Origin of the sequence: Polaromonas sp. JS666, from assembly GCF_000013865.1 — a bacterium.
Classification (GTDB): Bacteria; Pseudomonadota; Gammaproteobacteria; order Burkholderiales; family Burkholderiaceae_C; genus Polaromonas.
This window is the reverse complement of sequence record NC_007948.1, coordinates 686695-699168: the sequence shown is the minus strand read 5'-3', so window position 1 is coordinate 699168 and position 12474 is coordinate 686695. Positions and strand designations below refer to the sequence as shown.

The 12474-nt window shown below is 59.2% G+C and carries 12 protein-coding genes; 7 read left to right on the top strand and 5 right to left on the bottom strand.

Annotated features, from left to right (window positions below):
* Positions 1 to 5: 5 nt before the first annotated feature.
* Positions 6 to 251, top strand: a complete 246-nt coding sequence (locus tag BPRO_RS28365) for a zinc ribbon domain-containing protein (protein WP_011481646.1) — start codon at positions 6 to 8, stop codon at positions 249 to 251.
* Between the two features lie 208 nt (positions 252 to 459).
* Here the strand turns inward: BPRO_RS28365 and BPRO_RS03355 are convergent, their stop codons facing one another.
* The 3 genes from BPRO_RS03355 to BPRO_RS03345 all read right to left on the bottom strand — a co-directional run bounded on the left by BPRO_RS03355 (position 460) and on the right by BPRO_RS03345 (position 3642).
* Positions 460 to 873: a DoxX family protein gene (locus tag BPRO_RS03355; protein ID WP_011481645.1), complete on the bottom strand. Its 414-nt coding sequence runs from the start codon at positions 871 to 873 to the stop codon at positions 460 to 462.
* A gap of 370 nt (positions 874 to 1243) precedes the next feature.
* Positions 1244 to 2896: an AMP-binding protein gene (locus tag BPRO_RS03350; protein ID WP_011481644.1), complete on the bottom strand. Its 1653-nt coding sequence runs from the start codon at positions 2894 to 2896 to the stop codon at positions 1244 to 1246.
* Positions 2893 to 3642, bottom strand: coding sequence for a nitroreductase (locus BPRO_RS03345; protein ID WP_011481643.1), 750 nt, complete (start codon positions 3640 to 3642; stop codon positions 2893 to 2895). Before BPRO_RS03345 ends, BPRO_RS03350 begins: the two co-directional genes overlap by 4 nt.
* Before the next feature lie 282 nt (positions 3643 to 3924).
* Between BPRO_RS03345 and BPRO_RS03340 the strand changes: the two genes are divergently transcribed.
* The 6 genes from BPRO_RS03340 (at position 3925) to BPRO_RS03320 (ending at position 9825) form a co-directional block, all read left to right on the top strand.
* Entirely contained in the window at positions 3925 to 4629 is a 705-nt protein-coding gene (locus BPRO_RS03340) for a Crp/Fnr family transcriptional regulator (RefSeq protein WP_011481642.1), read from the top strand.
* A 203-nt stretch (positions 4630 to 4832) separates the two neighbouring features.
* Positions 4833 to 5249, top strand: a complete 417-nt coding sequence (locus tag BPRO_RS03335) for a hypothetical protein (RefSeq protein WP_041388298.1) — start codon at positions 4833 to 4835, stop codon at positions 5247 to 5249.
* A gap of 131 nt (positions 5250 to 5380) precedes the next feature.
* Entirely contained in the window at positions 5381 to 5581 is a 201-nt protein-coding gene (locus tag BPRO_RS28360) for a putative hydrolase/monooxygenase (protein ID WP_011481640.1), read from the top strand.
* Positions 5582 to 5700: 119 nt separating this feature from the next.
* Positions 5701 to 7896, top strand: a complete 2196-nt coding sequence (gene katG, locus BPRO_RS03330; RefSeq protein ID WP_011481639.1) for a catalase/peroxidase HPI — start codon at positions 5701 to 5703, stop codon at positions 7894 to 7896.
* Between the two features lie 667 nt (positions 7897 to 8563).
* Positions 8564 to 9268, top strand: coding sequence for a helix-turn-helix transcriptional regulator (locus tag BPRO_RS03325; protein WP_049764202.1), 705 nt, complete (start codon positions 8564 to 8566; stop codon positions 9266 to 9268).
* Complete coding sequence (locus tag BPRO_RS03320; protein WP_011481637.1) at positions 9265 to 9825, top strand: DUF6036 family nucleotidyltransferase; 561 nt, start codon at positions 9265 to 9267, stop codon at positions 9823 to 9825. The genes BPRO_RS03325 and BPRO_RS03320 overlap by 4 nt, the downstream gene beginning before the upstream one ends.
* A gap of 275 nt (positions 9826 to 10100) precedes the next feature.
* Here BPRO_RS03320 and BPRO_RS29405 read toward each other — a convergent pair whose 3' ends face one another.
* Positions 10101 to 10247 (bottom strand): hypothetical protein, encoded by a 147-nt coding sequence (locus BPRO_RS29405; RefSeq protein ID WP_157045716.1) that lies wholly within the window; start codon positions 10245 to 10247, stop codon positions 10101 to 10103.
* Positions 10248 to 10499: 252 nt separating this feature from the next.
* The gene (gene glmS / locus BPRO_RS03315; RefSeq protein WP_011481636.1) at positions 10500 to 12350 is read right to left on the bottom strand and encodes a glutamine--fructose-6-phosphate transaminase (isomerizing); all 1851 of its coding nucleotides are present in this window, start codon (positions 12348 to 12350) and stop codon (positions 10500 to 10502) included.
* Between the last annotated feature and the right edge of the window lie 124 nt (positions 12351 to 12474).

Here is a 12474-nt window from a genome sequence, read left to right as displayed (position 1 = left end):
CGTCCGTGCCAACCTACGACTACGCTTGTACGCGCTGCGGCCCTTTCACCGCGCGGCGGCCGCTGGCCGTATTCGACCAACCGGTGCCTTGCCCCGCATGCGGCGCTGATGCTGCTCGCGCGCTAAGCGTGCCGGCCTCGCTGGGCGCGCGACGTCCCCAGACCGAGCTCGGTCAGGCGGCGGAGCGGGACGGCGCGGGCTATCAGCGCCTGCGGCATGGCGGCGCTTGCGCTTGCTGTCCGCGGGCGTGACTGGTTCGCGCCTGAAACGGCATCACCACGCAGTGTTCGCACGCCGACCTCGACCGTCAACCGCGGATCGAGCCGCAAATTCTTGTTGACCCCGAAGCGTGCATATCGTTGATGGGCTATGCAGGCCTCGTCCGATTCGAGGTCGAATTCAAGACTTTCTGGCGGACCCTTGCACGGTCCTGCGCACGGTCCTGCGCACGGTCCTACTTTAGGCACCCTTCTTCGCCAGGCGCATGGCATCCACGCTCCAGACGCCGGCACCTGCCACCGCAATGAACAAAAAGACAAAGCAGAACAGCACGGCAGCCTCACCCTGGTTGAGCATGGGCGACAACACAAAGCCCTTGGACGCATGGCCAATGAAGTAGGCAAACGCCAGCAAGCCAGACAATACAAAAGCCACGGGACGCGTGAACAAGCCTATCAACAGCAGCGCCCCGCCAACGAGTTCAAGGATGCCTGCGGCACCGAGCATGGAAAAGATCTGCAGCCCGTCAAAAAAAGCTACATGAGGAAAGCCCAGCAGCTTGGCCGCGCCATGCTGAATAAGCAAATAAGCCGAAACAATGCGCAGGACTGAGAGTGCGCGTGAAGTGAATTCGTTGTTGCTGGAAAAAGTCATGGATTCCCTCCGTTAAAAAGGAAATCTGACAGGGGTGAGATGAAAAAGTTCAATGCTGATTTAATTAAAACCGGTATCAGTGGATGCGTTCACGAGCGACAGACCATGAGATCACTTGCCTCAACGTTCGTTCGATTCCTACTAAAGCCCAGCGTAGTCGCACATCTGTCGTTTGAACGACAACGCTTTTAAGGGCTGGCAGCAGGTCTGAGCAATCAAGCCGGGCGCGTGCCAAGTGCAAACAAGGCAGACCGCCTGCGGAGACCTTTAGGCAGGGATTGGCTACCAGATCGCATTCAGCGGCCGCTGAATCCGCCGCCCAGGGCGGACCCGACCTCCCCGCAGCGGGTACCCCTTCGCAGCCCTACACTCATGCAGCCAACTGTGTAATCGCATTGCGGCTGCCAGCCAGCTCGCGCAAGCGGAACTTCTGAATCTTGCCCGTGGCAGTCTTCGGCAACTCTGCAAATACCACGCGACGGGGGCACTTGAAATGGGCCAGGCGGTCACGGCAGAATGAGATCACATCGACCTCAGTGAGGAGCGGCGCATCCGGTTTGAGTTCAACGAAGGCACAGGGCACTTCGCCCCATTTGTCGTCAGGCTGCGCGACTACCGCGGCATTCAGCACACCGGCGAGCCGGTACAGAACCTCCTCCACTTCTACCGACGATATGTTTTCTCCGCCAGAAATAATGATGTCCTTCGAACGGTCCGTGATCTGCATATAGCCGTCCGGATGCACAACGGCCACGTCGCCCGTGTGGAACCAGCCACCCGCAAAAGCCTTGGCGGTAGCGCCAGGGTTTTTCAGATAGCCCATCATCACGGTGTTGCCACGTATCAGAATTTCGCCCGTGGCGACGCCATCTCTTGGTACGGGTTCGAGCGTATCAGGGTCAGCAACCCGGAGATTCTCCAGGGCTGCTGCACGCACGCCTTGACGTGCCTGGAGGCGACCTTGCTGGTCAGCGGGTAGCTCGTCCCATTCGGTCTGCCAAGCACAACTAACCGGAGTGCCGGAGATCTCGGTAATGCCGAAGACGTGGTCCACATCAAAGCCCATGGCCCTGACAGCTTCAAGAACAGCAGCCGGCGGAGGAGACCCGGCTGTCAATACACGCACGCGGCGCGGCAGCGGCCGGCGCTCCGCCTCAGGTGTACTGGCAATGCCAGCCATCACTATCGGTGCTGCGCAGAAGTGATCAACACCGTGATCCGAAATGGCAGTGAACACATTAGCCGCCGTCACCTTGCGGAGGCACACATGCGTGCCTGCCGCTGCGGTGATCGCCCAGGTAAAACACCAGCCATTGGCATGGAACATCGGCAGCGTCCACAAATAGACCGGCGCGCGCGGCAGTGCCCAGTCGGTCATCTGCAGGAGACTCATGAGGTAGGTACCCCGGTGGCTTGGCACCACGCCTTTGGGGTCACCCGTCGTGCCTGACGTGTAGTTGAGCGCGATCGGTGTCCACTCATCAGTTGGCCAACGGCCGGGGAATGCCGGGTCTCCGCCGGCCAAAAATGACTCGTAATCCGTCTCGCCGATGGCGGCGCCGGCAGGCGCCTCGAGATCGTTGATATCGATCACACGGGGTGGGTTGGACACGCCTTGAAGGGCTTTAACTACCAGCGGCGAAAATTCACGATCCACCAACAACAGTTTGCACTCACCGTGCCGCAAGATGAAAGCAATCCCGTCAGCGTCAAGGCGACAGTTGATGGCATTGAGTACGGCCCCTGACAAAGGAACGCCGAAGTGAGCCTCCAGCATGGCGGGCGTGTTCGGCGCGATGATCGACACTGTGTCGCCGGCTTGTATTCCCAACTTGACGAGCGCAGAAGCGAGACGGTAACAACGGTCGCGTGTTTCAGCCCAGGTTTGGCGGAAGGTTCCATGGATGATGGCGGTTCGATGCGGAAAAACGTCAGCCGTACGATCAAGAAAATTTAGTGGCGTCAGAGGTACATGGTTGGCGGCATTCCTGTCAAGGCCCTCTGCGTAGGCTTTTGCACTCATTGCTCTGTCTCCTTGTAGGTGGTTTCGTGAAAAGTGGTGAAACTGCTGACCACCTCACGGTCGGTAACGAGTGAGTTCTCAATGCGGCTGGGATCTGCGTAACCCAGGCTCATGCCGCAGACGAACATTTGCTGCTCTGGAATAGCCAATTCCCTGGAAATAACGCGGTGAAACGTGGTGAACGCCGCCTGAGGGCAGGTGTCAAGGCCGCGCGCCCGTGCGGCGACCATGATGCTTTGCAGGAACATTCCGTAGTCGATCAAACTACCCCGCCCCATGCCCCGATCAATGGTGAACATCAGCCCGACCGGGGCGCCAAAGAAGCTGTAGTTGCAGCCATGCTGGGCATGCATGCGCTCCTTGTCACTTTTCTGGATTCCAAGCAAGCCATACAGGTCCCAACCGACTTTGCGCCGCCTGTCGATGTAGGGTGATATCCACTCTTGTGGGTAGTAATCGTAGGGCTCGTCGAGCGTGGCCGCCAGCGACGGATCGTCATGTATTTGCATGATCGCTTCACTCAAGCGCTGCTTTGCAGCCCCCATGAGGACGTGAACATGCCAGGGCTGCGTATTTACCCCGGAAGCACAATACCGCGCCACATCCAGGATAGCCTCCACATCCGTGCGTGGAACCGGTGTAGGAAGGAAGGCGCGCGTGGAACGGCGTGTAACGAGCGCCCAGTCGACAGCGCCTCGTAACGAGTCGGTTGAGATACTTGGCGGAGAGGCCAGCCGGATACTCATATTTCATCTTCCAGGTAAGAATCCCATCAACACGATCTGGTTCGTCGCTCATTGAAAACCGTGATTAAAAACCGGGATTGAGTTAAGCGACTGAAAATTGTCGGAGAAGTGGAGCGAGATGAATGTTCTCTGGATAACATTCTTGGCGACGCAGCTATAGCTGGTTAGTATTGCGATCGTTAGCCGTCCTGCCGCTACCCGGCATCGGATGCTGCTTCGGGGAGATTGACGACCTTGGAAGCCGATCATTCATCGGTAAAATTTTCGATCGGTGGTAACGAAATGAATGCTCACCAGACAGCCCAACGCGACAAATTGCTGAAATTTCTCGCCTCTTCTCCATGGCGCGAGGGACTTTCCCAAGATCAGTTTGATCGTGTCTGTGGCGACGCCGTGACGCGTACTTTCACGGCTGGGGCCACTATTTGCCTTCGCGAATCGCCCTCTGAGCACTGGCTGGCCGTCGTTGATGGCCTGGTCAAGGTTGACACGGTTTCTGCCGATGGCCGGGCGACGACGTTTGCCGGCGTTCCCGGCGGCGCTTGGTTCGGCGAAGGAGCAGTACTGAAAGGCGAACCACGCCCGTATGCCGTCGTGGCCATTCGCGACAGCACTGTCGCTTTCGTGCCTCGGGCCACCTTTCTCTGGCTGCTGGACAACAGCCATTCGTTCAGCCGCTGGCTTATCGACCAACTGAACGCCCGTTTAGGCTACTACGTGGCGCTGGTCGAAGGCCTGCGCCTGGGGGATGTGAATACCCGGGTGGCGTACTGCCTGGCCGAACTCTTCAACCCACAGCTCTATCCGAACACGCAACTCCGCATAGACATTTCCCAGGAGGAGATTGGTCGACTTACCGGGATGGTAAGACAGACTGCCTACCGTGCTTTGCACGAACTTGAAAATGCCGGTTTGATAAGGGTGCAATACGGATCGATCGAGGTAGTGGACCTCGAAGGGTTGAAAAAATTTGCGCTCGGTGCGTGAAAGCACAATGATTATGGGATGAGCGAATGCTGGTTCAGGGCATTCACGCGCCAATACATCATCAAGTTGCAGGGAATACAGTCGGCATGGGTTTCAGCAGTGGCCGCTTACAGATGACGCGTCATCTGTCCAGGCTGTAGCCGATATCTGCGCTGGTATTCTCGAAGTTACCGCTATTGGAAGCACATAACCTGGGTAACGTCATGAGCCTTCAAACACCACATACCAGAGACGAACAATGCGTGTTGTTACGTTCAGTCTTGTTGGACTTGCATCGCACCTTGATCGAGCTCGAGCGACGCGAGTATGAGAAGGTGCATGGCAGACAGTCAGCTGGCGACTTCCTGCAATTGGTTGCGTTCGGGGAGTCTATGCGGTGGCTGGAGCCTCTGAGTCGCTTAATCGTCATGCTTGACGAGGCACTGGACCCCAAGGGAGATCTCTCGGTGGCGCCTGTGATCGTGGCGGAGCGAACGCGTCAGTTGCTGCGTTTGGACGGTGGGCAGGAGCAAGGGCAGGTCGATGATTTTTCATCTCACTACATGCGCCATTTCCATGGGTCACCTGATTTGGCCGTCGAGCATGCGGCCGTTCTCCGCGTCTTGAACGCGCAGCCGTAGAACCAGTGGTACCGGCCATCCTTGCCCACTTGCGAGTGGGCTGCGACCCTGCGCCGCGCTGCCTTCACTGAGTACCCCCGCTAGCTTCGCCCCTAGATCTAGGTTTCCCGGATGCCCACGTCGTTTCACCCATGACAGGACGTGGCTTCGCTACCGGGGTGGAGGATGCGGCGGTGCTGGCCCAAATGCTGGCAGACCGGCGCGCAAACGAACCCGTTTCCGCCGCTCTGGCCCGCTACGAGGTGGCGCGATTGCCCTTCGTTCGCGCGCTGGTCACCCATTCAAGGCGGATCAGCGCCGACTATCTTCGCTATGCGCAGGCCCAGAGGTAGGTCCGGTGAGTTTGTCAGACCGGACTATCGCTCCCATTAGCAAAATTTCATTGATCGATCGGTACCCAAACCCTAGACTGGATTGCGTAATCAGTTGCAAACAACCCAAGGAGAAAACCATGTCAACCGAACCCAACTGCCCATTCTCGGGCAACGCTCGCAAACACACGGCGGCAGGAGCTCCATCGAACGCAGACTGGTGGCCCAATCAACTGAAGCTGAACATCTTGCACCAGCATTCCGCAATGTCCGACCCCATGGGCGAGGCGTTCAACTACGCCCAGGAGTTCAAGAGCCTCGACCTGGAGGCCGTGAAGAAGGATCTCTTGGCGCTGATGACCAACTCACAGGACTGGTGGCCGGCGGACTTCGGCCACTACGGACCTTTGTTCATTCGCATGGCATGGCACAGCGCCGGCACGTACCGTGTCTCCGACGGTCGCGGCGGCGCAGGGAGTGGCAACCAGCGCTTTGCTCCCCTGAATAGCTGGCCGGACAACGTCAACCTTGACAAGGCGCGCAGGCTGCTTTGGCCGGTCAAGCAGAAGTATGGCCGCAAGCTCTCCTGGGCCGACCTGATGATCCTCGCTGGCAACGTCGCGCTGGAATCGATGGGATTCAAGACGTTCGGTTTCGCCGGTGGGCGTGAGGACATCTGGGAACCGGAAGAAGACGTCTACTGGGGCTCTGAGAACACCTGGCTGGATGACAAACGCTACTCCGGCGACCGCGATCTCGAAAATCCGCTCGGTGCCGTGCAGATGGGTCTGATTTACGTCAATCCGGAAGGCCCGAACGGTAACCCGGATCCGATCGCTGCGGCGCGGGATATCCGCGAGACCTTCGCTCGCATGGCGATGAACGACGAAGAGACGGTTGCGCTCATCGCTGGCGGTCACACCTTCGGCAAAACCCACGGCGCCGGCGATGTGAAACATGTGGGGCCCGAGCCGGAAGCTGCCGGCATCGAGGAGCAGGGCCTGGGCTGGAACAGCGGCTTTGGCACCGGCAAAGGGGGTGACACGATCAGCAGCGGCCTGGAAGTTACCTGGAGCACCACGCCGACGAAATGGGGCAACAACTACTTCGATAACCTGTTCGGCTACGAATGGGAACTGACCACGAGTCCGGCCGGTGCGCAGCAGTGGAAACCAAAGGGCGACGCAGGCGCCGGCACGGTGCCGGATGCCCACGACCCGTCCAAGCGTCACGCGCCGGCCATGCTGACCACCGACCTGTCGTTGCGCTTGGACCCTGCTTACGAAAAGATTTCGCGGCGCTTCCACGAGAATCCGGATCAGTTAGCCGACGCATTCGCCCGGGCGTGGTTCAAGCTGACGCACCGCGATATGGGCCCCCTGTCGCGTTATCTTGGCCCGCTTGTTCCCAAGGAGCAGCTGCTGTGGCAGGATCCCATCCCCGCAGTGGATCACAAATTGGTCGACGAGCAGGACATTGCCGCCCTGAAGACCAGGATCCTCGCATCTGGCCTGTCCATCTCCCAACTGGTCACCACGGCCTGGGCTTCTGCTGCAACGTTCCGCGGCAGCGACAAGCGCGGTGGAGCGAACGGCGCGCGTATTCGCCTGGCGCCGCAGAAGAATTGGGAAGTCAACCAGCCGGCTGAACTGGCAAAGGTCCTGCAGAAGCTGGAAACGATCCAGAAGGACTTCAACAGCGCACAGTCTGGCGGCAAGAAGGTTTCGCTTGCAGACCTGATCGTTCTGGGCGGCTGCGCAGCCGTCGAGGCAGCGGCGAAGAAGGCCGGCCAAGACGTGAAGGTTCCCTTCTCGCCGGGGCGCATGGATGCGTCGCAGGAGCAGACCGATGTGGACTCGTTCGCCGTACTGGAGCCGGCCGCAGACGGGTTCCGCAACTATGCCCGCAAGGGACTCGAAGGATCGGCGGCTGAGCTGCTGGTGGACAAGGCGCAGTTGATGACGCTGACCGCCCCTGAGATGACGGTTCTGATCGGCGGCCTGCGCGCCCTGAATGCGAACGTCGGCCAGTCCAAACACGGTGTTTTCACCAAGCAACCCGAAACATTGACCAATGACTTCTTCGTGAATCTCCTCGACATGAGCACGAAGTGGCAGAAGTCCGCCACCTCTGAAGGCGTGCTGGAGGGGCGCGATCGGGCAACGGGCGAGCTCAAGTGGACGGGCACCATCGTGGATCTCGTCTTCGGTTCGAACTCCCAGCTCCGAGCCCTCGCGGAAGTCTATGCGTGCAGCGACTCGCAGAAGTCATTCGTGCGTGACTTTGTGGCGGCCTGGAACAAAGTGATGAACCTTGATCGCTTCGACCTTGCGTGATCTCAGAGGATAGGTCTTAAAAGGGTTCCGTCGCATTGGCGGTCGTACCGCCTGCTCATTTATGTTGAACTCTTTTTTCGACGGGTATCGACACCCTGGGTAGAGCATGTGTTTACGACTTTAATAACCTGTTTACGACTTTAATTGCGCGGAACAATTCGTGATCCGTGGGAATAACGTCTGTCGGGCTTTCACCCAGTAAGGCATGAGTTGCGGAAAGCTCTAAAAGGCTGTCGAAACCTCGTCGAAATTGGCGCAAATATTACTGCCGTGGAATAACGTCTGTCGGGATTTGTAACAGCAGTGTTCCGTGGGAATAACGTCTGTCGGGCGCGGAATAAGGTCTGTCGGAGATTGGTCCTGCTTTGGCGCGTGTTACATGTTGCTTGGGCATCCAGGAGACCTTTACCTGCAGCAGCTCTTCTAGGGCACTAAAAACGCGGCCAATTGATCGGTAGGAATAAGGTCTGTCGGATGATGCGTCCGGATTCTCAATGGTTTAGATAGCCCGTGGGTCGTGGTCGGACTCGAAGTACGCCGCATGTCCGCCGCCTTTGGCCCGCCCGAACTCATCAAGCTCTATGTCGACTACGAGATGCGGGACCTCGGAAGCAAATTGGTCAACAGACTATTCAAAAAGGCTAATTTTGGTTATTATATTGACCAGATGAGCACTCCCGAAATCACCTCTGTCCTCGACCGACATCTGCTGCTGCAGCTGGGCGACCGGCTGCGGCGGTTGCGCAAAGCGCAGGGCCTGGGTACGGTTGAGATGGCCAACCGTGTTGGGATCACAAGAAACACTCTTCGCAGCGTCGAGGCTGGAGATCCGGCCACGGCGATCGGGACCTACCTGCGGGTAATGTCGGTGCTGGGCGTCAGCGGCGAGCTGGCGCTGCTCGCAGGGGACACCCTGCTGCCACCGCCGGCGGGGTCTGCCGCGGCGCGATCGCGGCGCGAACCTCCGATCGTCCAGGTGAACGTGTCGGCGAAGGCCGGTCAGCACCGCCTGCAGGACCTGCAAAGCATAGCGCTCCACGAGGAAGCAGTGCGCCGGGTCAAGGCTGACCCCTCGCTGCTCCTTAAGGCGAAGGCAACGGTCGACCGCTGGCTTCAGGCCGGAGATCCCCGCTCGGCCAGCCTGTGGCGAGAGTGGCTGCAGATCCTGAACGCTGGAACCTGGAGAAAGGCGCTCGGCCGTACCCGACATGCCCAGCAGCTTCGGCAGGCCTCGCCGCTTGCCACCGTTCTGCCTGACGATGTGCGCGGCGCTATCCTTGACCAGGTGAATGACCTACGGAATGGTGTTGTGCTCGGAGGAGCCGAGTCATCATTGCCTCAGAGCGAGTTGCACAAGAAGGGGACTCCATGACGCGCGAAGAACTCGAACACATCATTCGCGCGGCCGCGGACATCACCGACTACTACGAGTTCATCATCATCGGCAGCCAGTCGATTCTCGGCGCGGTGCCCCATCCCGAACCGGTGTTCACGGTGTCGATGGAAGCCGACATCTATCCGAAGGATGCTCCCGAGCTGGCTGAGAAGATCGACGGCGCGATCGGGGAAGGTTCGCACTTCCAGGACACCTTCGGCTACTACGCCCAGGGCGTAGGCCCGGAGACGGCGACGCTGCCTGCGGAATGGCTCAGCCGCGCGCACAAGGTGCAGAACGCCAACACCAACGGTCGGATTGGCTACTGCCTGGATCTGGCCGACCTTTTCCTGTCCAAAGCAACGGCCGGCCGCGAGAAGGATCGAGAGTTCTGCATGGCGCTGCTTCAGTACGGCTATGTCACGCCGGCGCAGGTGCTGGCTTTGGTCTCGACGATGCCTCTCGCCGCCCAAGAGCAGCGCAGCCTGCGCGCAGCGATCCGTCGATGGTCGAAGGTGCTGCGAGAGGCGGGACACGATATCCCCATCGAATAGGCGATTTGCCATGGGTGTGCTGCCCTATCTCGGGTAGCTGTGCAGCGCTGACGAGCTGCCGAGAACCGCATCTGTAACAACGCAGAGCGCCACACAGCCAGCCTTCGACAGACGTTATTCCGCTCCCGACAGACCTTATTCCCATGCAACATTCGTATTCCGCGTAATTAAAGTCGTAAACGGCACCGTAGCATCCATGCGGGTTCGCGGCGTTTCGATTTAACAACATGACAGCATAAAGTCGTAAACAAGTTAAATTTACAGTTTGCACACGGCTACTCGACCAGAATGCCGCGAACCTGAGCATTCATATAAAGCTGAAGCTTCTCGATGACAGGTCGTAGTCCAAATTCTTCGCCGCCAAGGGCGACTTCGAGTTTTTGATAGTCGGCTTCACACTCTATGCCGATCCATTTATACATCTACCACCCTCCGCTTGTGTTCTTAGTGCTTGCCTCACGCAGCAGGACTATGCCTGAGCATGCGGCGATGCGCATCCTTGTTCTTGAGGAGTAGACAACGAAAAAGCCATCTGAATCGCCGCCGTATGGTGATTGTTCCGTCTAACCTTCGGTGACGCTCAGAAGATTTCACATTATGAATAATGCCCGACGGACTTTTATTTAACCCGACGTACTTTATTCCTCGCAATCAGCTTGCGCGCACTGTGACCGTCATTCGACGGTAACGCTCTTTGCAAGATTGCGGGGCTTGTCCACATCCGTCCCCCGCGCACACGCCGTGTGATACGCCAGCAGCTGCAGCGGCACCACGTGCAGCAGCGGGCTCAAGGCTCCGTAGTGCTCGGGCATGCGGATGACGTGCAGGCCCTCGCCACTTTCAATGTGGCTGTCTGCGTCGGCCAGCACGTAGAGCACGCCGCCGCGGGCGCGGACTTCCTGCATATTGCTCTTGAGCTTTTCCAGCAGGGCGTCGTTGGGTGCGACCGTGACCACGGGCATGGCGCTGGTCACCAGGGCCAGCGGGCCGTGCTTGAGTTCGCCGGCCGGGTAGGCCTCGGCGTGGATATAGCTGATCTCTTTCAGCTTGAGTGCGCCCTCCAGCGCAATCGGGTAGTGCAGGCCACGGCCGAGAAACAGCGCGTTTTCCATCTTCGCGAAATCTTCTGACCAGCTGATGACCTGCGGCTCCAGCGCCAGCACGGCCTGCAGGGCGGCGGGCAGGTGGCGCATGGCCTTGAGGTGTTCCGCTTCTGCTTCGTCGGTCAGCCGGCCCTTGCTCTGGGCCAGCGCCAGCGTCAGCAGAAACAGCCCGGCGAGCTGGGTGGTAAAGGCCTTGGTGGAGGCCACGCCGATTTCAACACCGGCGCGCGTGATGTAGGCGAGCTTGCACTCGCGCACCATCGCCGAGGTGGCCACGTTGCAGATGGTCAGCGTATGCTGCATGCCCAGGCTCTGCGCGTGGCGCAACGCCGCCAGCGTATCGGCGGTCTCGCCGCTTTGCGTGATGGTGACGACCAGCGACCTGGGGTTGGGCACCGAGGTGCGGTAACGGTACTCGCTGGCGACTTCCACCTGGGTGGGAATGCCGGCAATGGATTCGAGCCAGTACTTGGCCGCACAGCCGCTGTAGTAGCTGGTGCCGCACGCCAGAATCAGCACCGAGTCGATCTCCTTGAACACGCGGTAAGCCCCATCGCCAAAGAGTTCCGGAACAATGCCCTGCACGCCTTCGAGCGTGTCGGCAATGGCGCGCGGCTGCTCGAAAATTTCCTTCTGCATGTAGTGGCGATACGGCCCCAGCTCTGCGGCACCACTGTGCGCCTGCACGGTTTTGACCACTCGCTGCACGGCCTTGCCCTGGCGGTCAAGCACCCAGTATTTGCCCAGCTGCATGTCGACCATGTCGCCTTCTTCGAGGTACACGATCTGGTCGGTCACGCCGGCCAGTGCCATCGCATCGCTGGCCAGGAAGTTTTCGGAGTTGCCCTTGCCGACGCCAAGAATCAGCGGCGAGCCCGCGCGCGCGCCCACCACGCGGTGCGGCTCGTCCTTGCAGAAGGCGGCAATCGCATAGGCGCCATGCAGCTGGGCCACGGTTGCCTTCAGCGCTTCAAAGAGGTCGCCGTCGTACAGGCTGTCCATCAGGTGCACGATGACTTCGGTGTCGGTCTGGCTGGCGAACACATAGCCCTTGGCCTGCAGCGCGACGCGCAGCTCGTCGTGGTTTTCAATGATGCCGTTGTGCACCAGCGCCACCTTGCCGGGGCGCGATGCCTGGTTGGCGCCGGCGCCATGGCTGAAGTGGGGATGCGCGTTGTGCACCGCGGGCGCACCGTGCGTGGCCCAGCGGGTGTGGGCAATGCCGGTGCTGCCCTGCAGGTGATCGTGGTCGACCTGGCTTTGCAGCTCGGCCACGCGCGAGGTGCTGCGCGCGCGCTTCAGGCCATCGGCATACACGGCGACGCCGCAAGAGTCATAACCGCGGTATTCCAGCCGCTGCAGGCCCTGCACCAGGATGGGAACAATATTTCTCGTCGAAACCGACGCAACGATGCCGCACATGGACGTCTCCTGAAAAACAATGCATCGATGCTACGTGCATGTTGTTTTCTTATGTGATTGATTTTTCTTGATTTATGGAATTTAATTTCAATATTCTTTGATAATTGAATTTAATTCCATTTAC